The 23,183-nt window shown below is 64.5% G+C and carries 26 protein-coding genes; 13 read left to right on the top strand and 13 right to left on the bottom strand.

Annotated features, from left to right (window positions below; all coding sequences use genetic code 11):
• Window positions 1-190: 190 nt before the first annotated feature.
• Both AB4879_RS07735 and AB4879_RS07730 read right to left on the bottom strand, forming a co-directional pair.
• On the bottom strand, window positions 191-991 hold the full coding sequence (locus AB4879_RS07735) for a mycofactocin-coupled SDR family oxidoreductase (RefSeq protein ID WP_370507113.1): 801 nt from the start codon (window positions 989-991) through the stop codon (window positions 191-193).
• A 121-nt stretch (window positions 992-1,112) separates the two neighbouring features.
• A complete protein-coding gene (locus AB4879_RS07730) occupies window positions 1,113-1,976 on the bottom strand; it encodes an oxidoreductase (RefSeq protein ID WP_370507112.1) in 864 nt (287 codons plus the stop codon).
• A 73-nt stretch (window positions 1,977-2,049) separates the two neighbouring features.
• Between AB4879_RS07730 and AB4879_RS07725 the strand changes: the two genes are divergently transcribed.
• Window positions 2,050-2,664 carry a TetR/AcrR family transcriptional regulator gene (locus AB4879_RS07725; RefSeq protein ID WP_370507111.1) on the top strand — a complete coding sequence of 205 codons (615 nt, stop codon included), beginning with the start codon at window positions 2,050-2,052 and terminating at the stop codon, window positions 2,662-2,664.
• Between the two features lie 48 nt (window positions 2,665-2,712).
• On the opposite strand, the gene AB4879_RS07720 is transcribed toward AB4879_RS07725, so the two are convergent.
• Entirely contained in the window at window positions 2,713-3,261 is a 549-nt protein-coding gene (locus tag AB4879_RS07720) for a TetR/AcrR family transcriptional regulator (RefSeq protein ID WP_370507110.1), read from the bottom strand.
• A gap of 152 nt (window positions 3,262-3,413) precedes the next feature.
• Here AB4879_RS07720 and AB4879_RS07715 point away from each other — a divergent pair, with 152 nt between their 5' ends.
• Window positions 3,414-3,779 (top strand): hypothetical protein, encoded by a 366-nt coding sequence (locus tag AB4879_RS07715; protein ID WP_370507109.1) that lies wholly within the window; start codon window positions 3,414-3,416, stop codon window positions 3,777-3,779.
• Window positions 3,780-3,785: 6 nt separating this feature from the next.
• On the opposite strand, the gene AB4879_RS07710 is transcribed toward AB4879_RS07715, so the two are convergent.
• Together AB4879_RS07710 and AB4879_RS07705 are read right to left on the bottom strand one after the other, a co-directional pair.
• Window positions 3,786-4,982 carry a DUF445 domain-containing protein gene (locus AB4879_RS07710; protein ID WP_370507131.1) on the bottom strand — a complete coding sequence of 399 codons (1,197 nt, stop codon included), beginning with the start codon at window positions 4,980-4,982 and terminating at the stop codon, window positions 3,786-3,788.
• 65 nt (window positions 4,983-5,047) lie between these two features.
• Entirely contained in the window at window positions 5,048-5,734 is a 687-nt protein-coding gene (locus AB4879_RS07705; RefSeq protein WP_370507108.1) for an Abi-alpha family protein, read from the bottom strand.
• Between the two features lie 125 nt (window positions 5,735-5,859).
• On the opposite strand from AB4879_RS07705, the gene AB4879_RS07700 reads away from it, so the two are divergent.
• Window positions 5,860-6,234: a DUF2834 domain-containing protein gene (locus AB4879_RS07700; protein ID WP_370507107.1), complete on the top strand. Its 375-nt coding sequence runs from the start codon at window positions 5,860-5,862 to the stop codon at window positions 6,232-6,234.
• A 7-nt stretch (window positions 6,235-6,241) separates the two neighbouring features.
• Here the strand turns inward: AB4879_RS07700 and AB4879_RS07695 are convergent, their stop codons facing one another.
• The gene (locus AB4879_RS07695) at window positions 6,242-7,108 is read right to left on the bottom strand and encodes an SMP-30/gluconolactonase/LRE family protein (protein ID WP_370507106.1); all 867 of its coding nucleotides are present in this window, start codon (window positions 7,106-7,108) and stop codon (window positions 6,242-6,244) included.
• A 143-nt stretch (window positions 7,109-7,251) separates the two neighbouring features.
• On the opposite strand from AB4879_RS07695, the gene AB4879_RS07690 reads away from it, so the two are divergent.
• Both AB4879_RS07690 and AB4879_RS07685 read left to right on the top strand, forming a co-directional pair.
• Window positions 7,252-8,115 carry a DUF4344 domain-containing metallopeptidase gene (locus tag AB4879_RS07690; RefSeq protein WP_370507105.1) on the top strand — a complete coding sequence of 288 codons (864 nt, stop codon included), beginning with the start codon at window positions 7,252-7,254 and terminating at the stop codon, window positions 8,113-8,115.
• 124 nt (window positions 8,116-8,239) lie between these two features.
• Complete coding sequence (locus tag AB4879_RS07685) at window positions 8,240-9,340, top strand: ferritin-like domain-containing protein (protein ID WP_370507104.1); 1,101 nt, start codon at window positions 8,240-8,242, stop codon at window positions 9,338-9,340.
• A 68-nt stretch (window positions 9,341-9,408) separates the two neighbouring features.
• Here the strand turns inward: AB4879_RS07685 and AB4879_RS07680 are convergent, their stop codons facing one another.
• On the bottom strand, window positions 9,409-10,233 hold the full coding sequence (locus tag AB4879_RS07680) for a family 16 glycosylhydrolase (RefSeq protein WP_233209122.1): 825 nt from the start codon (window positions 10,231-10,233) through the stop codon (window positions 9,409-9,411).
• Between the two features lie 443 nt (window positions 10,234-10,676).
• Between AB4879_RS07680 and AB4879_RS07675 the strand changes: the two genes are divergently transcribed.
• From AB4879_RS07675 to AB4879_RS07660, 4 genes are all read left to right on the top strand, one after another.
• Window positions 10,677-12,131 carry a hypothetical protein gene (locus tag AB4879_RS07675; protein WP_370507103.1) on the top strand — a complete coding sequence of 485 codons (1,455 nt, stop codon included), beginning with the start codon at window positions 10,677-10,679 and terminating at the stop codon, window positions 12,129-12,131.
• A 176-nt stretch (window positions 12,132-12,307) separates the two neighbouring features.
• Window positions 12,308-12,565 carry a hypothetical protein gene (locus tag AB4879_RS07670; protein WP_102805064.1) on the top strand — a complete coding sequence of 86 codons (258 nt, stop codon included), beginning with the start codon at window positions 12,308-12,310 and terminating at the stop codon, window positions 12,563-12,565.
• Between the two features lie 9 nt (window positions 12,566-12,574).
• Window positions 12,575-14,311 (top strand): ubiquinone-dependent pyruvate dehydrogenase, encoded by a 1,737-nt coding sequence (gene poxB / locus AB4879_RS07665; RefSeq protein WP_370507102.1) that lies wholly within the window; start codon window positions 12,575-12,577, stop codon window positions 14,309-14,311.
• Between the two features lie 119 nt (window positions 14,312-14,430).
• Window positions 14,431-15,444 carry an alcohol dehydrogenase catalytic domain-containing protein gene (locus tag AB4879_RS07660; RefSeq protein ID WP_370507101.1) on the top strand — a complete coding sequence of 338 codons (1,014 nt, stop codon included), beginning with the start codon at window positions 14,431-14,433 and terminating at the stop codon, window positions 15,442-15,444.
• On the opposite strand, the gene AB4879_RS07655 is transcribed toward AB4879_RS07660, so the two are convergent.
• From AB4879_RS07655 to AB4879_RS07645, 3 genes are all read right to left on the bottom strand, one after another.
• Window positions 15,445-15,846, bottom strand: a complete 402-nt coding sequence (locus AB4879_RS07655) for a hypothetical protein (protein ID WP_102805061.1) — start codon at window positions 15,844-15,846, stop codon at window positions 15,445-15,447. It lies immediately after the preceding gene.
• A 67-nt stretch (window positions 15,847-15,913) separates the two neighbouring features.
• Entirely contained in the window at window positions 15,914-16,957 is a 1,044-nt protein-coding gene (locus tag AB4879_RS07650) for a dihydrodipicolinate reductase (protein ID WP_370507100.1), read from the bottom strand.
• A gap of 3 nt (window positions 16,958-16,960) precedes the next feature.
• Window positions 16,961-18,196: a hypothetical protein gene (locus tag AB4879_RS07645; RefSeq protein ID WP_370507099.1), complete on the bottom strand. Its 1,236-nt coding sequence runs from the start codon at window positions 18,194-18,196 to the stop codon at window positions 16,961-16,963.
• Between the two features lie 41 nt (window positions 18,197-18,237).
• Here AB4879_RS07645 and AB4879_RS07640 point away from each other — a divergent pair, with 41 nt between their 5' ends.
• A complete protein-coding gene (locus AB4879_RS07640; RefSeq protein ID WP_102805059.1) occupies window positions 18,238-18,831 on the top strand; it encodes a TetR/AcrR family transcriptional regulator in 594 nt (197 codons plus the stop codon).
• 243 nt (window positions 18,832-19,074) lie between these two features.
• Entirely contained in the window at window positions 19,075-19,221 is a 147-nt protein-coding gene (locus AB4879_RS07635) for a hypothetical protein (RefSeq protein ID WP_370507098.1), read from the top strand.
• Between the two features lie 213 nt (window positions 19,222-19,434).
• Here the strand turns inward: AB4879_RS07635 and wrbA are convergent, their stop codons facing one another.
• Together wrbA and AB4879_RS07625 are read right to left on the bottom strand one after the other, a co-directional pair.
• A complete protein-coding gene (gene wrbA / locus AB4879_RS07630; protein WP_102805058.1) occupies window positions 19,435-20,046 on the bottom strand; it encodes an NAD(P)H:quinone oxidoreductase in 612 nt (203 codons plus the stop codon).
• Window positions 20,043-20,876 (bottom strand): hypothetical protein, encoded by an 834-nt coding sequence (locus AB4879_RS07625; protein ID WP_370507097.1) that lies wholly within the window; start codon window positions 20,874-20,876, stop codon window positions 20,043-20,045. Before AB4879_RS07625 ends, wrbA begins: the two co-directional genes overlap by 4 nt.
• Before the next feature lie 54 nt (window positions 20,877-20,930).
• Between AB4879_RS07625 and AB4879_RS07620 the strand changes: the two genes are divergently transcribed.
• Window positions 20,931-21,413 (top strand): nuclear transport factor 2 family protein, encoded by a 483-nt coding sequence (locus AB4879_RS07620; protein WP_102805056.1) that lies wholly within the window; start codon window positions 20,931-20,933, stop codon window positions 21,411-21,413.
• 77 nt (window positions 21,414-21,490) lie between these two features.
• On the opposite strand, the gene AB4879_RS07615 is transcribed toward AB4879_RS07620, so the two are convergent.
• On the bottom strand, window positions 21,491-22,153 hold the full coding sequence (locus AB4879_RS07615; protein WP_370507096.1) for a L,D-transpeptidase: 663 nt from the start codon (window positions 22,151-22,153) through the stop codon (window positions 21,491-21,493).
• A gap of 287 nt (window positions 22,154-22,440) precedes the next feature.
• Between AB4879_RS07615 and AB4879_RS07610 the strand changes: the two genes are divergently transcribed.
• A complete protein-coding gene (locus AB4879_RS07610; RefSeq protein WP_370507095.1) occupies window positions 22,441-22,899 on the top strand; it encodes a hypothetical protein in 459 nt (152 codons plus the stop codon).
• The last annotated feature ends 284 nt before the right edge of the window (window positions 22,900-23,183 follow it).

Genomic DNA, 23,183 nt, shown 5'->3' with positions numbered 1-23,183 from the left:
CCACCGAAGATTGGCTACGACCCTCGATAACGACCGCGGTGATGACCAGGCGAGCCTTCGACATCCACTTAACGTCACGCCGTCAAGCTATTCCGATGTCTTGACACACCCCATTCCTATGTCCTGAAGCATCACACCGTCATCGGCTCTCACTTGAACTGCGGCACTAAGCAGCGCGACCTCAAGCCGCTCAGTGCAGTCGAGCGCTGCCGCCCAGCCCGATCTCGAGGACACTTCCGGTGACGACGCCGGCGTCGGTGACCAGATAGAGCAACGCGCGGCTGACATCTTCGGGCTCGATCCACGGCTGCGGAATCGGATTGGCCCGCATCATCCGCTGTACCAGTTCGTCGGGAACACCGTCGCTGTCCGCTGGCTGCACCATCGGGGTGTGCACGGTGGTCGGGCAGATGACGTTGACGGTGATGCCGTCCTTGGCGACCTCCAGCGCCACCGACTTGGCCAGCCCGATCACGCCCCACTTGGTGGCGTTGTACGCCCCGAGTTCTGGGATGCCCATGCGGCCGCCCATCGACGAGGTCACCACGATCCGGCCAAAACGCTGCTGGCGCATCACCGGTAAGGCAGCCCGCAGGATGTGGAACACGCCCGTCAGATTGGTGTCCATGAGTTGCGACCACGCCTCGTCGGTCACCTCGTCGAGCGCTCCGGTGCTCACTACGCCCGCGTTGGCCACCAGAATGTCGAGGCTGCCTAGGCCGCGGACGGTTTCCTCGATGGCGGCGTTCACCGCGTCGGCGTCGCGGACATCCGTCGCGATCGGAAGGCACAGCACGCCAAGCTCTTCGACGTCCTTGGCGGTCGCGCGCAGATCTTCCTCCGTGGCCAGTGGATAGGTCAGGTTCATCGGGCGGGGCGCGTCGGCGAGGGCGATGTTCGCGCCTTCCGCCGCCAGCGCCAGAGCGTGCGCGCGTCCTTGACCACGCGCGCCCCCGGTGATGAACGCGACGCGGCCGTCCAGGGCACCCATGGACAGTGAGCCTAACCGCCTGTGCGGCCCGGAGATCACCAGTCAGATGATCATGGGCTCACCGATCCGCCCGGGGAGCTTCCGGGAATTTGGCATAACCATTGCCGCCCCGTACCGCCGTTCAGTTCGCGATCTGCGCGCCGTCCGGAAAATCCGTCGAGCGCGACAAATCGGCCCACGCCGCAATCTCCTGGTCAACCGCGGCGCGCCCATTCGCCACCAGCCGTAGGGCGTCGGAGCCGAGGATGAGGTGGGCGGGCGGATTTGGGGAGTCGATGACGGTCAAGAGGGCACGACCGGCCTTCACGGGATCACCAAGCTGATTGCCGCTGGCCGCGATTCGGTTCGCCCGCACGGGATCCATCAGCGCGTCGTAGTCGCTGATGCTGCGCTGGGTCCGCACCATCGACCGGCCCGCCCAATCGGTGCGGAAGGAGCCGGGCTCGACGGCGGTGACGTGGATCCCGAGCGCCTTGACCTCTTTGCCGACAGTTTCGAGGATGCCTTCGAGGGCGTACTTACTTCCGTGGTAGTAGGCCAAGCCGGGAACGGTCATCAACCCACCCATTGAGGTGACGCCGAAGATGTGCCCCGCGCGACGTCGACGCATGTGCGGAAGCACCGCTTTGATGGTCGCCACCGCACCAAACACGTTGGCGTCGAACTGCGCTCGCAGTTCAGCCATGGAGGACTCTTCGAAGACCCCTTCGTGCCCGTAGCCGGCATTGGCGATCGCGACATCGATGGGGCCGACGGTGGACTCGACATCGTCGACGACGGCGAATACGGCGTCGTCGTCGGTCACGTCGAGCTCGCGAGCGATCGCCCGTCCCGGCGCCATAGCGCTGAAGGCCTCCGCGTCTGCCGACTTACGGACCGTGCCGATGACGGAGTGGCCGTCGTCGAGCGCGGCTTGGGCAAAGGCGCGTCCCAGTCCCGAGCTGACGCCGGTGATGAAGAAGGTCCGTCGGTGTTGAGGTGACATATGGCGAATCTACATCACGTCGATAAAAATCGACACTGCGCAGAAATTTGTCAGCACCCTGTAGAGTCCGGTCATGCCTGGACCGAAGGGACGCTCAACCAGGCGCCGGGCCTCACCGTCGAAGGGAGACCAGCGCGAGCTCGCGATTCTCGATGCGGCGGAACGTCAACTCGCCGAGGACGGCCTGGACCGTATGACCGTCGAGACCATCGCGACCGCGGCCGGAATCACACGCGGAGCCCTCTACTTCTATTTCGCCTCGAAGAACGCCGTCCTGGCCGCGTTGGTGAGCAGGACAGCCACCAGCGTGGTGGAGGCTGTTGACCGCGCCGAGACTCAGGCGCCTGAGGATCCGCGAGAAGCACTGCGCGAAGCCGTAACTCAGACTGCGCGGATGTGGACGGAGCACGGCGCCGTCATGAAGGTGGCCGTGGAGTTGGCACCTGCCGTGCCCGAGATCGAGGCATCGTGGCAGGCAGCGGTCTCGGCCACGGGCCGTGCAACGCGACGGTTGTTGGTCAATGCCGGCGTACCGGATGACGACAGTCCGCTGGGCGCGGCCGCTATCAGTGCTGCCCTGGTGTCCATGACCGAGCGGCACTTCTACGCCGCCGCCAAGCGAAGGGTCGCATTGGACGCTGCAGCCGAGACGTTGACCCACGTGTGGCTCGCCGTTCTTCCTCGCTGAACCCGACGTCACCCACGCTGCAAGGCCAGGTGAAATTCGAAACCGGCGTCAGTCGTCGGCCGCCAAGCTCCGCTCGAGACCTTCGACGGCCACCGATGCCAGATCCGCCGCCGACACGTCACTCGCCGTTGAGAACGCCATCAGAGCGCTGCCGCGCAAGAGCCCGATGATTGCGACGGCGGCGGTCTGAGGGTCGATATCGGGTCGGACGGAGCCGTCGTTGATCCCGTCGACGATGTACTGCGCGAGGACTTCTCGGAACTGCGCGTCGCGCTCGGCGAAAAGCTCGGCCAGCGACGGTTCGGCACCCGCGGATTCGGTCCAGAGTTTGAGGAACGCTTCCGAGCGCGGTGACCGCTCGTGCAGTCCGCTCAGGTAGGCCGCCACGAAATCGGTCAGCCGGCCGAGCCCGGTCGCCGAGTCAGCCGGGACGTCGAACGTCTGGGTGAACTTGATGAGCTCCTCGAGCAACTGCGCCTTGCTGCCGAAATGGTGGTGGACGATGCCGCGGCTGTACCCGGCGGCCTCGCCGACGGCAGCCAGCGACACCGCGCGCGACCCGTGCACGGCAACCAACGCCGTGGCGGCTAGCAGCACGCGTTGTCGAGCGTCTTCTCGACGTTCGGCCTGAGTCCGGCGAGCCGATCGCAACTCCTCCATGCCTGGTCATCCTGCCTGAGGCCGAACTTGTCAGTGCCGTCGACTAACTTGCGTGTTATTCAGCAAGTAACTTACCAAGGGAGAACACCATGTCTGCTCTCGACACGTCCGCACTCGAGCAGTTCGTCGCCGCCGATCCGAGCGCACCGGTGGTGATGCTCAACCTCGTGCGGTTCGCACCCGGCGGTGCGGACAAGTACCGGGAGTACATCGAGCACTTCAGCAGCTCCGGGATCCAGGAACGCTACGGGGTGACGATTATGTACGGCGGCGCCGGCCATCCATCCCTGCTTGCCGATGCTGGCGGCGACTGGGACCTGGTGGCATTGTTCCGCTATCCCAGCCGGCAACACTTCGTCGACATGGTCAACGATCCGGACTACCAAGCCTTCGAGCACCTGCGGGCGGAGGCTGTTGCCACCGCGGTTCTGCAGCCCACCACTCCGGCGCTGTAGCCGCACTCAGTGGGTGAAGAATTCGATGATCTGCACCTGAAGCTCACCGACCACGCCGCCGAGCACCGCGCCGACCGCGATCATCAACGGCTCGTCATCCTTGAACACCGGCCGCAGGATCGACTCGTACTCCTCCTCGGTCAGTTGACTCATCTTGTCGATGACGACCTGCTCGAGGTTCAACGCGTTCGCCGCGTACTCCTGGGCCTCCAGCAAGGTATCCGGGAGACGCTCCAACACCAGCGCGACGACGCGGTCCTTCAGCGCCCGGTATCGCTTGGTGCCGACCGCCAGTGTGACCATCGGTCGCGCGACGCCGGTCTGGGCGTCAATGGCGGCGTCGATTTCCTTGGCGGCCAACGCGAACAGCTTGTCCGAGCCGGGGCCTTTGATGATCGCGTCGAACATGAGCTCGGGTGAGAACAGATCGTCGGCCAGGATCTTGGCGTAGTCGCGGGTGATCTTGTCCCGCTCGGCATGCAGCAAGCCTTGAAAGGGGATGAAACCGAGGAACTTTCGCGGGTGCATCGGCCGGAAGAGCATGTTCAACGCGATGTAGTCGCTGATGAAGCCGACTGCGAACCCGAAGGCCGGCATGATCCACGGGTTCTTGAACAGCGCCCACGCCACCATCTGAACCAGACCGATCACCAGACCGAAGTAGATGCCGCTGCGCCGCACGAACGCCATGGCATCGGTGGTGACGCTGCGCATCAGCTTGACGAGCTTCTCCTTGTTGCGCACCAGCGTCGTCACCGCCATGAAGTGCAGATCGAGGTAGCGCGGCAGGTCGGCCTTCATCTCGGTGAGCATGTTCTCGACGATGTGGGGCGCCTGCCTGTGCATCCGGTCCTGGATCCCCCGTCTGGCGGATTCCGGTAGCGCATCCCACAGGCCGGGGCGAATCTCGTCGGCAAGGTCGCGGGAGATGTCGTCGATCGCTGCGGCGAGCGGACCGCGCAGCGCGTCGACGGCTTCGTTGGCGTCGATGCGGTCCAGCAGCTCTTCGGGTTTCAGCAGATTGGACGTCAGCAGATCGATGGTCTTCGAGCCGACCTTGCCCGCCCGCCGCGGCACGATGCCCTGCCATCCGAACGGGCCCCACCCCCTGAATTCGATCGGGCGATAAAGCATTTCGAGCGCCACGATTTTCGTGCTCCACCCGACGAACGCCGCGACGAACGGCATCGACAGGTACACCATCCAATAGGCGCTGAAGTCGGCCTTGATCTCAGTCCAGCTGGAGATAGCCAGCACGGATACTGAGCTCACTGACCGAGTTCCCCAGTGGCGGCCGCCCACAGCGACGTGCCGAGCGGCGACAGCGTCAATGTCGACTTTTCGACTTTGGCGGTCAGAGGACCGCGCGACGCGCTCTTGATGGCCGCAAGCACCGACGTCTCGGCCATCAGTACCTCGTACTCAGTGGCCAGGGCGGGGTCTTCGGGGCCGGCTTCGACCAGGCCTAGTGACAGCAGGTGACTGACGTATTGCGGAACCATCTGCGGCAGAGCCACGTTCGCCGTCCGCCCGATCAACGAGGCATTCTCCAGCGCCGCCCGCCCCGGAACACGTGGACTGAGCCAGGTGTAGATGTTCACCATCGGCGACGACGACCCGTCGGACAGTGCGCCCAGGATGCGCGCCTCGTCGGCGACGAGCTGATCAAGCAGGTGGTGGTAGAGCTCGACCTGACTCCCCTTGGTGTTCTGGTCGAGCGCGCGGTCCAGCAGCCGGCCCATCTTCCCGGACAGCGAATCGGGGTCCGGCACTGATGCCTCCGACACTGCCTCGGGGGCGGCATCCTCGCGAGCCTCGGCAGGGTCCAGCGAATCGAGTCCCTGCCGAATCGCACCGACGACTTGTTCCTCGGCCCAGCTGTAGACGTCGAGCCCCACTCGCGCGGCGTCCACCGCGCGCCCGATCAGTCCTCGGGGGTCATATGAGAAAGCCACCCGCAGAAAATAGCCCGACGCACGTCCCTGCAGATGGCGGAGGCATCGATTACTCCGTATTGCAATCTCCACGGACGACCTGAGATCGGCGTCGCAGCCGCGACCGATCGGCGCATAATCCGTCGATGACGACGATTTCGCGCCTGCCTCGAACCGACAAGCTGCTCTGCGGCATCTACCTTGTCCTGGCAATCGCCGCGCTGGTGTTCGCGTTCGGGAACACCGTCGCCTACATGCTCAGCGAGGGCAATGGCGGCCTGACGGGCTTCTTCGCGGCCGGGTACGTCAACTACGCGACGTCGTCATTGACCAACGATCTGTTGATCGTCGCGCTGGCGGCAACCGTGCTGATGATCGCCGAGGGCCGTCGACTCGGAGTCCGTTATCTGTGGGCCTACGTCGCGGCCGGCTTCGTGATCGCGATCAGCGTCTCGTTCCCGCTCTTTCTGATCGCCAGGCAGCTCAAGCTGGCCGATCGAAACAGGTTGTCAACCAATTAACCTCGACTCAATCGGTTAGCTGCTGCTCGTCGAACCGCGCCTCGGGCAAGCCTTGAGCGCCGACGTCGACGAGAAACACCGCGCCGGCGAGTGGTTCCGCCTCCGGCACGTCAGGCAGCGCCGACGTGATGGCCAGCGTGCGCAGATCGCTGCCCACGAACATGCAGCTGGTCGGCCGCGACACCGGCACCTCCACTTCGCGATCGATCCGGCCGTCCGGCGTATACCGGACGACCCTGCCCCCATCCCATTTCGCCGACCAGACACACCCATCCGCATCGACGGTGAGGCCGTCCGGATCAGATGGTTTTACGTCCATCGCGAAGATTCGTCCGTTGTGGATCTCACCGGCTGCCGCGTCGTAGTCGAAGACCCGAATGATCTGGGTAGGCGAATCCGCGTAGTACATCAGCGTGCCGTCCGGCGACCAGCCGAGACCGTTTGACACGGTGACGCCGTCGAGCCGCACCTGCGGCCGTCCGTCTCGGACGCGATAGAGATGCGCGACGGGCTCGGTCTCGGGGTCGTGCAACGTGCCGAACCACAGACGCCCGTTGCGGTCGGTTTTTCCGTCGTTGCACCGCACGCTCGAGGTGTCCCAACTACCCGTCCACCTCGACTCCCAGTTATCACCGTTGTAGGCATAGAGGCCGTCACGGCAGCCGGCGAGAAGGAGCCCGGACCGGGTTTTGACGACGAAGCCCACTTCGCCGGGCGTGGAGATCGTGGTGACGTCACCGCCGTCCAGGCAAACCCAGTGCACCGAACACCCCGTGCTGTCCACCCAGTAGAAAGTGCCGTCCTCGGCGTCCCACCATGGCCCTTCACCCAGTTCGTCGCGATGGTCTGACAGGACGTCTAGCGTCGGCGGCACTTGGTCTCCCTGCTGGCGGTTGCTGCCTCCATGCTCCCAGTTCCTCGGCAGTGCTTCTCCGCGAGAGTTGATCTAACACCCCCACCACCGGCGTAAATCTGCGACCGTGTCAATAACCAGTGGCGTTGACGGAGGTCGGGAAGATGAGCGCTCGGATTCTGCCGGTGTTGGCAGTTGGGTTGTTGCTGACCGGGTGCGGTGGCGGCGGCAGCGAGGAGAAGGCCGAATCCTCGGCCGGGTCAGCAGTGTCGGAGACCCCAAAAGCCAAAGGCCCCGAGGACACCGCGACAGCAGACGCCGGCGGAAAGATGATCGTCACCTACGACGATGCCACCAGTCCTGAAGCGCAGAACGGCAAAAAACTGTTGCAGGACAACATGGTTCTGGAAGATCTCGCCGACGACATCAACCAGTCACTGAAGCTGCCCCAGGACATCCCCCTGCACGGCTCGCAGTGCGACCAGGCCAACGCCTTCTGGAGCCCGAGCCAGAAGACCATCACCATCTGCTACGAGGACGCCGACCTCGGGGAGAAGATCTTCACCAAGGCGGGAGACAAGGATCCGACCGCATCGGCCATCGGCTCCGAGGACGCCACGTTCTATCACGAGACCGGCCACATGGCGATCACCCTCTACGACCTGCCGATCACCGGCAAAGAAGAGGACGCCGCCGACCAACTGGCGGCCTACATCCTGCTGACCCCCGGCGACAACGGCAAAGTGGACACCGAATCGCTGAAAGCGATCACGAATTTCGCCCGCGCGTTCCAAGCCTCCGCCTCCGCACGCACTGAACTCGGCGCGGCGGATATGGCCGACGTCCACTCACTGGACCAACAGCGCGTCTACAACCTGCAGTGCTGGATCTACGGCTCCAACCCCGATGCGAACGCCGACATGATCAGCGACGGCGGGCTCCCCCAAGAACGTGCGCAGGGCTGCCCGGACGAGTGGAAGCAACTGAGCCACGCCTGGTCGACATTGCTCGACGAGCATTGGAAGTAGCGAGCGGGCATTAAGTAGTCGTCTACTTCAATTTCGCTGATCAGACGATGTCGCTTGACGAGGCCGCCGAAACGGGCGCACTGTGTGATTCAAGTCATAAGACCGGGGCGAAAGGCGACAACTCGTGACCACTAAAGACAAGTACACCCAGGTGCCCGACCCCTACTCATGGGAGGTCCCCAGCGCCGGCGACGCCCGCTTCACCTGGGAATACGACGAGGGACGGGCCCGACTTCTGTCGCTGTATCAGAAGGGCAAGGACAAACAGTGGGACGCGCAGTCGCGCATCGACTGGAGCCTGGACGTCGACCCGATGAACCCGGTCGGAATGCCCGACGAGTTCCACCCGCTGTTCGGCAGCCCGGCGTGGGAGTCAGCGGACGAGAAGCGCCGCGCCGAGATGCGCCAGCACAACCAGGCCTGGAACTTCTCGCAGTTCCTGCATGGGGAGCAGGGGGCGATGGTGTGTGCGGCCAAGATCGTCGAGGTGGTCCCCGATTTGGACGCCAAGTTCTACGCCGCCACTCAAACCATGGACGAGGCCAGGCACGTCGAAGCCTTCTCACGATTCCTGCAGGAGAAGATCGGTCTGGTCTACCCGATCAACTCCAACCTTTCCGCTCTGCTGGCAGACACCCTCAGCGACTCACGGTGGGACATGCCGTATCTGGGCATGCAGGTCCTCATCGAAGGACTGGCACTCGCAGCGTTCGGGGTGCAGCGGGATCTGGCGCCGGAGGGCTCGCTGGCCAAGCAGCTGCTCGCCTACGTCATGCAGGATGAGGCACGACATGTGGCCTTCGGTCGAATCTCGTTGAAGGACTACTACTCCGAGCTGACCACGGCCGAGCGCGACGACCGTGAGGAATTCGTCGTGGATGCCTGCTACCTGATGCGCGACCGGTTCCGCGGCGAGGAGGTCATGGAGAGGCTGGGTCTCGACGTCAAGGAGTGCGCCGAGTGGGTTGACCATTCGCCGCTGATGATCCAGTTCCGTTCGCACCTGTTCAGCCGCATCGTACCGATCGTCAAGGACATCGGGCTGTGGGGCGACAAGGTGCAAAAAGCCTTCCGGGACATGGGTGTTCACGACATGGCCGACCTCAACATCGAGGCGTTGATGAAAGCCGACGAAGATCAGGCCGAGTCGCTGGACAAGGCACACGCCGAAATGGCGGCCCGAGCCACCGAGGTCGACGAGGTGATCGCGGCCGGCATGAACTAGGCCAACCCCGAGCAGAGAAGTGATGTCCGCGGTGTCGCCGGGACGTCACACAGGCCTCGCCGCGTCTGCTACCAGACCCGCACGTAGTCGACGAGCATGTCGGCAGGGTAGGTGCCGGGCCGCGGATCGCCACCGCCCGAGCCGCTGACGGCCAGGTTCAGCACCGGGAACATCCGGTAGTCGGGGAAATTGAACGGCCAGTCGTCGATGGAATTGGCCGGAACCGTGAAGTACGGCTCGGCGCCGTCGACGTAGTCCTTCCAGAAGTACATCCCGGAGTCGTTCCATGTGACTCGCCAGGTGTGCCAGTCGCCGTCGATCGGAATCGGTTGGGTGGCAAAGGACGTCCCATCCAGACGCGCGTGAACGGTTGTGCCCGAGGGCCATTCACCATTGCCGTACCACTCCGCGAGGTCCACCTCGCCACCGACTTCGGGGTGGTCGTTCATCAGCCACCAGGCCGGCCAGCAGCCCGCGGTCAGGCAATTGAACTTGATCCGGGCTTCCCAGGTGGTCCCGATCCCGCCCCACCAGTTCCCCATGACCTTGCCGCTGACGTACTTGTTGTTGTTGCGGGTCGCACGGATCACCAAGTTGGAGTTGCCGTCCAGGAAGACATGCTGACGATCGTCGCGGTACTGGCCCATATTCTCGGGCCGGTCCCAGAACACCGGGTTCTTGATGGTCTCGCGCGCCTTGGCGATGCGCCACTTGGCGGGATCCGGGGCTGAGCCGGCCGGTCCGTCGAACTCGTCATGGAAGAGATACGCGGGCGCCGCAGCATTGGGCGCCGGCGCTTGCGGGCGCGTGGGCGTGGCACCTGCCACGGGCATCGGCAGGGCGGCGGCGACCGCGCCGAACCCCGCCATGAGCATCAGGCTTCGACGATCAATTTCTGGCACGGCTAAACCATAGAATGGAATCCTGGCCGGGCGCGTAACCGGGGCCATCTCTTCTACTCCGCCTCGCCGAACTCCCGGTGAACAGCCGATTGACCTGCATAAACGATCTGACCAATAACGGCCGGCTTCCCCGTGGGTGTCGCGATACAACCCGGCGCGAGCGCGTGCCGCCACGCCGACCACATCCTTACGCCGCCGCTAATTCTCGGCAGTTGAGTTCGGTACGACCGCCACCGAGCTGCGCCGGTCGCGCAAACATGCGATGACCTCGGATTCTGTTCCGGTGGCCCGCTTACGGCGGCTTGGCGACACCCGGCCGGGCAACCCTGGCGTCGCCATAGGGCAAGCATGCGGAACCGTGCCGTTCACCGTTTGGGGTGGCCCTGACCTGCCCGCTCCTCTACGATGCCCTAGAGCTAACGAAGGGTCAGCAAATGGGGTCAAACAAATACGTCGGGTACGTTGGCGGACTCGCGGTTGCGGTCGGGGTGGGCGCGGCTGTTGCCGCAGCAAGCCAAGGCGTAGCAAGCGCTGATACCGGCAAATCGGATTCATCATCGAGCGCGTCAAATTCGGCCAAGCCCAACGCCGGGCCGAAGAAGTCCGCGACCGGCACCACGAAGCGCACCAAGGCGGTGTCGAAGCCCGCCGACAAGGTCAGCAGCGCAGCATCTTCCGATTCCAAGCCCGCCGCGTCGGCACTGAAATCGGTCACCACCACCGCAGCCGAGTTCGAGGCCGCTCAGGTCACGAAGCTCGAGGGCCTGTTCAAGGGCACCGGACATGCCGCGCCTCGACCGGCCGCTGCCTCGGTGACCACCGAAACGTCCACGGCGGATGCTGCCGTGACGCCGACCGCTGCCGCAACGCCGACCGCCGCCGCCACACCTGCGACGGCTTTCTGGAACCCGTTCCGGTGGATGCCGCCCGAGCCGGCGCCGCAGGACATGCCAGGTCCCATCTGGACTCTTGAGCAGTCCTTCATGGCCGTGTTCCCCAACCCCGTAAAAGCAGTCGCCCGTGAAGGATTCGAACTGGGTTACCGCCTCACCCAGATGATCCCGTGGGTCAACGTGGTCGTCCCCTTGACGAATATCGTGACCGACCTGCCCTCAGCATTTGAAGGCGACAAGGCGGCCGCCCAGCGCGTCATCAACAACCTGATCGTCACGATCAACCCGATCGCGGTGCTGTACTACGGCTACAACGAAGTCGCCGACGTGCTTAACCTGGAAGCGCCTGCCCTGCAGCTGCAGACCTGGTTCATCTCCTCGTTGTGGAACCTCTTCGACCCGTTTGCCTTGCTGCACAACCGTGGTGAGGCCGGGTTGCCGCTGGCGACGACCACCCCGCCGCCCGACCAGGTCACCCCGGAAGCGACGGCGACGCTCGCCGCCGCGGTGACCCCGTCGGCCAGCGACGTCACCTTGCCGGACATTCAGCTGCCGGATGTCATCAACCCGTTCCCCGCCGACGACCCGAAGCCGTACGGGATGCCGACCGCGGTGTACAACGCCGAAAAGAGTTTGGTGGCAGCGTTTCCCGTCGAGGCTCGGCCCGTGGTGCGTGAGCTCTACGAAGCCAGCTGGCGCGTCTCGCAGATGGTGCCGGGCTTGAGCGCCGCGTTGCCGATCGGAAATGTGTTGCCGGCGCTCTACCAGGCCGCGCTCGGCAACCGGGCTGCCGCACAGGTCGCCATCAACAACGTGCTCCTGGCCACCACCGCGCTGTCGATCCTGTACTACGGCTACGACGAGTTGGCCGACGTGCTCAACGTCGAAGCAGCGGCGCAGGCGCTCAAGATGCAGATCTACGCCGCGGTGTGGGACGAGGTCGACCCCAACGGCCACCTGCACGTGCCCGGCCAGTCCGGACTGGTGACCGTCTAACCCGTCCAGTAGGCCCCCGCACGAGCACCCGACCCATACGGAACTGACACGTGTCGGTGTCGATCGCTGCGCTCATGGCGGATTCCCACATGCGTGACCGAGTTGCTCCGTGGTGGTTTCGACCGGCCGCCAGGCGGGGATATTAAGCCAGCACAACTCGACACCTGGGAGCGATCATGAACGATCAGGATGGCGGCACCGGAGAGGTTCTCCGCACGCTGGGCCTGATGCTCAATCTGTCGGCAATCGTGGCGTTCGCGCTGTTCCTGAGCACCCTGGGTCCGGGTGGCCCGGGTCCGTCAGCGCTGGCGGCGGCGATTACCGTGGTCGCGTTCCTGGCCAGCCTGGCCTGCTTCGCGATCGACCGCCGCCGCACCGAGGAAGAGCCTTTCGGACCTGCCGCCAGCCCGGTCACCGTCGCCGCTGAGGTCTAGACTTCTGCTGTGCCAACCGTCGCCCAGCACCTCATCGCGGCCCTGAAATCCAGTGGTATCAATCGTGTCTACGGACTGCCGGGTGACAGTCTCAACGGATTCACCGATGCGATCCGACGTTCCGAGGACATGGCGTGGGAGCACGTACGCCACGAGGAAACGGCCGCGTTCGCCGCGACTGCCGATGCAGCGCTGACCGGTCAACTGGCGGTATGTGCCGGTAGCTGCGGTCCCGGCAACACCCACCTCATCAACGGCCTCTACGACGCCCAGCGCACTCGGGTGCCGGTGCTGGCGATCGCTGCGCACATTCCGCTCAGCGAGGTCGGCACCGGCTACTTCCAGGAAACGCATCCCCAAGAATTGTTCCGGGAGTGCAGCGTCTACTGCGAGCTGGTCAGCACTCCGGAGATGGCCCCACGCCTGGTCGAGATCGCGATGCGCACCGCGATCGAGGAAAACGGTGTCGCAGTCCTGGTGATCCCGGGTGAGGTGTTCCTGGCCAAGCTCCCCGACCGTGACTGGAACACCAAACCGGTGCTGCCGACCCGATCGGTGGTGCGCCCCGACGACGAGTCGCTGCGGCGCGCGGCGGGCATCCTCAACGCGGGGTCGCGCGTGACGATCCTCGGTGGCGCCGGCACCGCGGGTGCACACAGCGAGCTGCTCCGGCTTGCCGAAATCCTGAATTCGCCTATCGTGCATGCCTTCCGCGGCAAAGAGCACATCGAGTACGACAACCCGTTCGACGTCGGGATGACCGGGCTGCTCGGTTTCGCATCTGGCTACAAAGCCATCAAGGAAGCCGAGGTGCTGCTGATGCTGGGCACCGACTTCCCGTACTCGCAGTTCTATCCGGACAACGTTCAGGTCATCCAGGTCGACATCCGCGGCAGCCACCTCGGCCGGCGTACGCCGGTGGATCTCGGTTTGGTCGGTTCGGTGAAGGACACCATCGACGCGCTGCTGCCGCTGCTGACCCGCAAGGCCGACCGGACGCACCTGGACCGGTCGCTGAACCACTATCAGCGCACCCGCAAGTCGCTGGACTCGCTGGCCGTCAACGACCGCGAACGCACCCCGATCCGTCCGGAATACGTTGCGGGCGTGGTCAATCAGCTATCCCACGACGACACCGTGTTCACCTTCGACGTCGGCTCACCCACCATCTGGGCGGCGCGGTACCTGACCATGAATGGCAGGCGACGGCTCACCGGATCGTTCACCCACGGCACCATGGCGTGCGCGCTGCCGCATGCGATCGGCGCGCAGACCGCGTACCCGGGACGTCAGGTGGTCGCCCTTGCCGGTGACGGCGGGCTGGCCATGGGGTTCGGCGAGCTACTCACCTTGGTGCAGAACAACCTGCCGGTGAAGGTGATCGTCTTCAACAACTCCTCGCTGAATTTCGTCGAGCTGGAGATGAAGGCCGCCGGGGTGGTGAACTTCGGCACCGAGCTGAAGAACCCCGATTTCGGTGCCGTCGCCCAGGCGATCGGCATGTTCGGCCGCCGAGTCGAGCAGCCCGCCGATCTGGAACAGGCCGTCGCCGATGCGCTGGCGCACGACGGGCCGGCCTTGGTCGATGTGGTGGTGTCCCGGCAGGAATTGTCCATTCCCCCAGCGATTTCCGCGGAGCAAGCCAAGGGTTTCACCCTCTACGCGATCCGTACGATCCTGGCCGGCCGGGCAGATGAGTTGCTCGACCTGGTGAGCACCAACGTCGCGCGGCGCATCCTCGACTAGCTCGTCTGTCGGTCCGCAACCGTTCTCAAACAGGACCCGGCGAGGCAGAATCAGGATTACCACCGCTATGCTGAGTAAAGTCCAGTGAACTCAGCAGTGCCACGACTCAAGGGAGTGCCATGGCGACGCACCGCGCCGTACACGTGAAATCAGCCAATGCTCCGCTGGAGCTGACGGAGGTCGAAACCACGTCACCTCCGCCAGACCATGTGCGCATCGCCGTCAACGCCTGCGGGGTCTGCGGCACCGACCATGCGTTCGTCACCGGGTCGTTCCCGAATCTCACCTGGCCGATCACCCCGGGCCACGAGATCGCCGGCACCATCGCCGAATTGGGCTCTGGCGTCGACGGTTTCGCGGTCGGTGACCGGGTGGCGGTGGGCTGGTTCGGCGGCAACTGCAACACCTGCCTGCCCTGTCGCAAAGGCCAGTTCATGCAGTGCGTGAACCTAGAAATTCCGAGCTGGAACTATCCGGGCGGCTATGCCGAATCCGTCATCGTGCCCCGCACCGCGCTGGCGCGCATTCCCGACGGACTGTCGTTCGCCGAAGCCGCCCCGATGGGATGTGCCGGGGTGACGACCTACAACGCCCTGCGCACCACGCGCGCCGTGGCCGGCGACCGGGTCGCCGTCCTGGGCATCGGCGGGCTCGGGCACCTCGGTGTGCAGTGGGCCCGCGCCATGGGGTTCGAGACCATCGCGATCGCGCGCGGGGCGGGCAAGGCCGACGACGCCAAGGAGCTCGGCGCCCACCACTACGTCGACTCCACGGCCAGTGACGTCGGCGAGGCGCTGCAGAAGCTCGGCGGTGTACAGGTGGTGCTGGCCACCGCGGCCAACTCGGCGGCCATGGCGGCCACGGTCCCCGGACTGGCGCCGCAAGGCGAGCTGGTGATCGTCGGGGCCACGTTCGATCCGTTGCCCATCGCTCCGGGCGATCTGATCTTCGGCAACTTCAGCGTGGTCGGGCATCCGTCGGGCACCTCCGCCGACGTCGAAGACACGCTGCACTTCGCGCTGCAATCCGGGGTGCGGGCCCGCATCGAGGAGCGACCGCTGGCCGAGGCCGCCGAAGCGTACGCAGCCATGGACGAGGGCCGTGCGCGCTACCGCATGGTTCTGACGATGTAGCTACTCGGGCTGGTCCTCGGTCGGGGCGGCGTTCTCGGACGCGTCGAGGACGCTGACGTCGATGCCGTAGGGCAGGAACCGGACGTTCCGGGTGGGGTCGGTGTTGTGCTTGTTCGCGCGCAGTGCGTCGAGCTCGCTTCGGTACACCTGTTCGACGTGGGCTTTACCGTCGGCGTCGGTGGTGTAGACCGTCCACACCCCGTCGCCGGCCTCCCCCGCGGTCTCTGGTTCTGAGCGTGGCCGAGTGCGGCGGTTGAATTCGTCGAACAGCACGCCGAACCCGGCTCCCTGCCCTGAGCTGGTGAGGAACTGCCCGAAGGCGTCGCGAAGGCCCTCACTGGCCTGGCGCACCACGCGATCGATGTCGTCGGGATCGAACCCGAACGGTCCGTTGTTATCCATAACTGCCAGTGTGCGCGCAGTTGGCAGCCCCGTCGACAAGTTGACCTTCGCGCACGGCGAAACCGGTTCAGCGACCGCCTCGGTACAGACTCAGCGGCAGATCCGCCATCGTGACGAAACCAGCGGCGGCGTCGCACACAGCACCGACAGCGTTCACCGCCTGCATCGCGGTGGCCACACTGGCTGACCGCACATGTTCGTCTAGTGGAACGTCGCGACGAAAACTGGCCAGCGTCATCAGGTGCGCCTGCATCGACGGGGTTCCTTCGATGGTGATGGTCCACCCGTGCCGGGGCGACGGCCAGTGCTTCGGCTGCGGTTCACCTACGGTCCAGAGCGTTTCCACCTCGACGGCCGGAACCCCTTGGCGCAGGCCGGTCCACCGCCAGTGCTGACCGGCGACGGTGCCGGCACGCAGGGTCCGCCCGCACACGTCGCGGTCGGCGCTGGCGCCAATCACCTCCAGTTCGGTGGTGACCTCGTCGACATCCAGATTCAGCGCATCACCCAGCAGCCAAACTTGTTCCTGGAAAAGCTGACTGGTGAAGCTCAACCCGTCGGTATGGGCGTCCACCTCGTCGATCGGACTGCCGAACTTCATCTGGTCGAACGTGATCTCGGTGCTGTCGTACACCGACCAGTCGGCGCGTTCCTGCACCATGACGTGCTCGACGCTCCGCGACATACCGGTCAGCGCCAACGGCACAACCACTCCGAGGTTGCCGGGGTTCAGGCCGGTGCCGTGCAGCGAGCTGCCGCCGTCTACGCAGGCCTGCCGGAGCCGGTCGCAATCGGCCGGTTCCATCCGCGCGGGGTGGAACGCGAAGGCGGTGGTGATCAGGTTGGCCCCGGACGCCAGGATCGCAACCGCGTCGTCAACCGAGGGGTGCCGAGGCGCATACACAACGGCGTCGGCCGCTGAAGTGTCGACGTCGATCGCCGCGGTGACGCCGACCGGGTCCCGCCCGGCCAGCAGGCCGGCGTCAGCGCCTGCCTTGGCCTCCGAATAGACCTTGACGCCAACCAATTCCAGATCGGGATGGTCCAGGATACCGCGGATGGCTTCGACCCCCACCGCCCCGGTGCCCCATTGCACGACGCGGTAGGCCATCGACTACACCACCGTCAGCGGCAGGGAGAGGCGTTCTTCGAACTCGAAAGTGACGCCCTGACTGAACTTGGTGACCTCCACCTCGGGGGAATCCTTGGTTGCGGTCTCGGTCTTCTCGAACTCGGCGGTCCAGTCGTCAGCGGTGCCGGTGATGCGCACCGCGATGTACGGATCGACGGCTGTGGCGATGGCCTGCAACGGTCCCGGGGACGTCGGGGAACACAGCGGCACCCACGAGCCGTCGTCGTGCGCCGGCGAGGGGTGCACATGCAACCGGCCGCCTTCGACCTCGGCGACGACGTAACCGGCCGGGTTGAACAGCGGGTGCAGTTCGATGACCTTCGCCAGACCATCAAAGTCGTTGGGCAGCTTGAGGGCTCGCTTGATCCGCTCGGCGGCCACACCGGCGATGCCGACGAGTTGTTTGGTGCAGATGTCGGTCGCCAGCTGTTCGTTGTCACCGGCACGGGCGCGTACCGCGATACCGAACGACAGATTCAGCAGATGCATCTGCAGCACCACCTCGTCGGCGATGCGCACCAGCGCGGAGTGCGAGAACGCCCCGAAGTCGACGTCGGACACCAGCACACCCGAATAGTCTGCTTGGCCTTCGTCATTCGGATCGATCGGGCCGAGCTCCCAGTTGGCGGCCTTGGTTTTGGCCACGACGTCCAGTGCGGGGATGCCGGTCACCTCGGGGTAGGACTCGTCGATGATGACGGTCCATGCGCAGTGCGGCTGGCGGTCAGCGGGCGTGCGCGGTGGGCGGTGAATCGGACGCACCTGCGCCTTGGCATTGGTGGCGACGGCGGTCGCGTCGAACGTCGGGTCCTCGATGTCGTGGCACATGCCCTTGACGTAGTCGGGGCCCATCGGTTCGACGTCGAGCAGGGCTCCGCAGTGGTCGAGGTGGAATTCGCCGTGCCAGCGGTCGTGGACGGTGTAGCGGAAGTCCATGAATTGCGGCGGTGCGCCGATGTCGAGTTGCAGGCCTTTGAAGATTGTGAAGATGTCGACGCCCTCATATTTGAGGGCCTTCTGCATGCGCTTGGTGTAGATCGGGCTGGCGCCCGCCCATTCCTCGATGGCGATCTGCAGCATCTCGGGCCGGCCGAACGACTGAATGCACCACGCCATACCGGAGCGGTCGATCATCTGGCCGATCAACAGCAGTTCGGGGACCAGGGTGGCGAGTTCGGCCCGGGACAACTGGGCATAACGGCTGAGGGGCTGGCTCATACCGCGAAACATAGTCGGCTCAATGTTATAAAGTCAACGATGTGAAAGCGCTGGGCACTCCCCCGACGCGGCAGACTCAGGCGCCGCGCAAGCGGGGCGACGACACCCGGGCGTTGATCATCGACGAGACCGTGCGCTGTGTGGTCGAAGAAGGTTTCCAGGCGGCCACCGCCAAGCACGTCGCCGAGCGGGCCGGGGTCACCTGGGGCGTCATCCAGTACCACTTCGGCGACCGCAACGGGTTGCTGATGGCCGTCGTCGACGAGGGCGTGGCCGGCTTGCTCAAAAGCCTCGGCGAAGCCGATGTCGCCGATCTGGAATTGCGGGAGCGCATCGAGGTCGTCGTCGACACCGCGTTCCGCTGCTACAGCAGTCCGACGTCGTTGGCGGCATTCGAGATTCTGCGAGCCACTCGCGGCACCCACGGCGACAGCGCCACACGCCACCTGTTGGAGATCAATACCGCGATCAACCAACTGGGCCGGCTGATCTCCGACGATCCCGGCGTGGCCGAAGTGATCTGGTCGTCGCTGCGCGGCATGGTGCTGGTCGAGATGATCGTGAACTCACACCTGGAATGGCAGCGCGAGCGTCAGCTGTTGGTGGACATGGTCACCCGGTATCTACAGGACTGAGCCCGTAATACAGCGAACGCCGTCACCCGTCGTCGTTCATCGTGTGCGCCGTCACATGACGCAGGCCACAAGCACACGCATTCGCGTGCGCCTGTCGCGAATCTCACAGGGCCAAAGTTGATTTACCTGAAATTAACAAGGAGCATCGAGGTGTTCCTTCAGACAGGCGATCCCTGATTGATGGACGTCTACAGCAAAAAACAAATCCCCTGCTGAACCGGGGGACATCAAGGAGTTGAGAAAATGTCGTCGATTGCGCAGTTCCGCAAAGACATGAAGCGGGCCATGACGCGTCGCCGTCTGTACGCACGTATCGAGGCGATGCCGCCGTCAACGGTCCGCGAAGAACTCGTGGCCATCGCGCAGCGCTACGAAAACGAGCTTGGCTGAGGCTTTCACCACCCTCAGACCTGTGACACCGGGAGCGCGATCGTAAAGCCCAGATCCTTGAGCACGCCGATCTCGTAGGCGCTGAGGATTCTGACTTCCTTACCGTCGTCAGTTGCCGAATTCATCAGCTGCAGAGCATTTTTGGCGGTTGGGTCGGTGCTCACGCTGCGCTGGCGTGGGGGCTCAGCGAAGTCCGCCGACCCATACGAAGCCTCATCCGGGATCGGCCTGACCGAGCCGCGCGGCGATGGTGACTACACGTCGCGCCAAGTGCTCGAGTGCGGCGGCCGTCTCGTCGGCAATCGGATTTTGGTTGTTCGGGCCGGTGATGTGGCTGGCCCCGTACGGGTTGCCGTCGGCGAACTTGACCGGATCGGTGTAGCCGGGCGGGACGAGGATGCCGCCGAAATGCATGAGCGTGATGTAGAGAGCAAGCAGCGTGGTTTCCTGTCCGCCGTGGGCGGTCTGGGAGGACGTGAACGCGGCATACACCTTGTCGGCGAGTTTGCCCTGGGCCCACAAACCGCCCAGCGAGTCGATGAAGGTTCGGAATTGTGCTGCAGGAGAGCCGAATCGGGTGGGTGTGCCGAAGATGACCGCGTCGGCCCAGACGATGTCCTCACCTGTGGCGGCGGGCAGGTCTTTGGTGGCCTCGTAGTTGGCGGTCCACGCCGGGTTCTGCGCGAATGATTCGGGGTCGCGGGTCTCGGCGATGTGCCGCACGCGCACCTGGGCTCCCGCTTCTTCGGCGGCTGCGGCAACCATTTTCGCCATAGCAGTGCCGTGCCCAGTTGCCGAGTAGTAGATGACCGCAAGCTTTGTCATGTCGTTTCCTCTTTCTCGTCGTGTTCCGGGAACATTTTTCGCATGACCACCCCCGCGACGATCCCGACCACGATCAACGCGATACCCACTCCGGCGGGAAGCGCGCCGCTGACCCAGCCGGCGATGCCGATACCGATCACGAATCCGGGCAACCAGTCCAGGAGCTTCCCGAATGATGGTGGGGGTTCGGTGGATTCGCCGCTGGCAGCCAGGGATTTCGCCCGCGCGTAGTCGGGGTAGAACTCGGTGATGGCGACGGCGATCAGCGTGACGGCAAGCTGGACGATCCAGCCGGTCCAAAAGTTGTCGCCGTCGTGCAGCACCGCGTCGCCGAACGTGCCGACCGCCGTGTTGAGGACGAACGCGCCGGCCCACACTGCGCTCAGTGTGTAGTTAACCCGGATGAACAGGGGGCTGTCCCAGTGTTCGGGGTCGACGGTGTCACGGGCGTAGGCGATCGTGAACGGGCGGCGGATCGCCAGTGTCGCCAGCGCGTAGGCGGCCAGTAGGCCGTTGGTGATCTCGCCGGCCCACAACTCGAGCCAGTTGACCAGCGCCGCCGAGCCGAAGATGCCCAAAGCGACGAACGCGGCGAAGACCACGGCGCCGAACACTTCAAGGGAATGCACCTTGATGCCGCGACGGCTGCCCGCCCACATGACGATGAGGGTGAGGGCCAGCGCGGCGGCCGCGGCCTGACCGAAGCGGCCCGGCCCCGACATGATGGCCATGACGATCCACGGTGCGATGCCGGAGAACGGCGACCGCAGGAAGCCGTCGAGGAAGGTGGTTCGCGGGACCGCGGCATCAGCCTTGTCCGGGTCAGCCATGGGCACAATTGTCACCGGGACAACCGCCCCCGTCGACACATTCGGTGTGCTGCAATGACCGGCATGGCTGATGCGGAAGCAATCGAAGCGATCAAACAGGTCAAGTACCGCTACCTGCGGGCGCTGGACACCAAGCATTGGGACGATTTCGCCGACACTTTGACCGAGGACATCGTCGGTGACTATGGCTCGTCCCTCGGTGAGGAGCACAGCTTCACCAACCGCAAGGATCTGGTGGAGTTCATGCGCAAGTCGATGCCCGCCGGCGTGCTGACCGAGCACCGCGTCACCCATCCGGAGATCAGCGTCGACGGCGACGAGGCCGAGGCCATCTGGTACCTGCAGGACCGGGTGATCGTGCCGGAATTCAACTTCGTGCTGGAGGGCGCGGCGTTCTACCGGGACCGCTACCGCAAGACGCCCGACGGCTGGAAGATCAGCAAGACCGGCTACGACCGGACCTACGAGTTCACGATGTCGACCGAGGCGCTGAACTTCAAGGCGACGCCCGGCGCCGCGATCAACCCGAACCCCTAGCTCGCGCTCGTCGAGCGTGGGGCTTCTCGGCGACGATCGTCGCTAGTTTCAACGACAAACCGCACGCTCGATGCGCGCTATTTGGCGACGGCGATCAGCGCGCCGGGCTGAAGCCAGCGCATGATCTTGACGAGGGTGTCGTCGTCGAGGGAGACGCATCCCGCGGTGGGGCCGCCGTCGGTCGTGTGGACGAAGAATGCGCCACCGTTCCCGGGGATACGAGCCTTGTTGACGCCCATCACGATCGCGTGGGCGTACTGCGGGATGTAGAGGTTCTCGGTGCCGCTGGCCGGGTTGGTGTCGAACGGGCAGTCGGCTTTCTTGCAGACCTGCATGGTGTTGTAGGTCGGGCTCTTCATATCGCCGTCCCACCAGTGGTCTTTCGTGACCTGGACGTATTGCAGGCCACCGCCGGGGTTGGGCTGGGTGCCGAAGGCGAAGTCGAGGGTGAAGATGCCCATCGGCGTCTTCATTTCGCCGTCGTGAGACTGCGGGACCATGCCGTTGGCGCCGACGTGGGTGGGGACACCGACGAGGACGGGCTGCCAACCGTTGGCGCCGCGCTGCCAGACATCCATTTTCGCGGTGGCTCCGCCGGTGCTGACGACGGAAAGGACCTGGGTGGCGTTGCCGACGTTGGACTGGAACCAGGGGGTTTCGGCGTGGCTGGGCGGTGCCGAGGACAGCGCGACCAGCGCCGCACTGAAGGCAGCACAGATCGAAACGACGGCTCGGCGCATCGGTTCATGGTCCCTGTGGGGTTCCTGGCGGGTCAAGTCAAGGTTCGGTGACGGTTGCGTCTGGGCCAGCTAACGATCAGTGGTCAGCGTGGGCGAATTGGCATTGGCTGTAGAAGCGGTTGAACTGCGTGTACACGCTGGTCGGAGCGGGTATTGCACCTTTTGGTGAATAGCGGACCGGCAAACGCAAGGGATACCATTTCGACATGTCGCAAGTGCCGTACGGACCCGGGCCTGCAGGACCAGCGCCGTGGCAGGGACCTCCCCCATCGGGAGGCCAGTCGCGGTTGCCATCGACCATCGCCATCGTCATCGCGGTGATAGCTGTCGCTGTTGCCATCGGAGCCTGGTTCAGACCGGTGCCGAAGCCTGAGACTCCGGCCGCGAAGACGTACAGCCAGCAAGAAGTCGCTGATTCGAAGAATGCTGTTTGCGATGCGTTCCAAGACGCAAACAAGGGTGTTCAAGCGGCGGGGAGACGAAACGAGGGGTCGGACCCCGTAGCCGTGTTGGCCGTAGCCGCAAATGTCCGCCTTGCATTGACTGCGGGAAGTGCCTACTTGTCGCAAAGTCTTGTCAGCAACCCAGCGGCGCCGGACGATCTCAAGTCTGCCGTCGAGAATTTGGCTGGAACCTACCAAAAAGTTGCGATCGCGCAGTTGGGCGAAGCGTCTCAAGACGAACTGGATCCGCTTTATAAGTCTGGCGACGAAACAACCAACCGAATCAAACAGGCCTGCGGATGACATCTGCGGAGTTAGACGGTTGGAGCTACCTGTTGGTTGGTCACCAATGGCCATCTTCCGCATCGCTTAACTCCCTCTCGGTTGCAGCGGCCAATCGAGGCACAATCGGAACAACGTACGAGAACTACGCAGAAATATTGCAATCAATTTGTTCAGGACCGCTTGCGGACCAACGAGGCGTGACGGCGGACGACACAATCGCGGCCTTTCAGCGCGGCAAGGACAATGCACTAGAGGTATCAGAGAAGAACGGCGCGAAACGGACGGCCTACGACGGCGCCATT

Source organism: Mycobacterium sp. SA01, from assembly GCF_041287105.1.
GTDB lineage: Bacteria > Actinomycetota > Actinomycetes > Mycobacteriales > Mycobacteriaceae > Mycobacterium.
The sequence above is the reverse complement of the archived record's forward strand: the minus strand, read 5'-3'. Positions and strand labels throughout refer to the sequence as shown.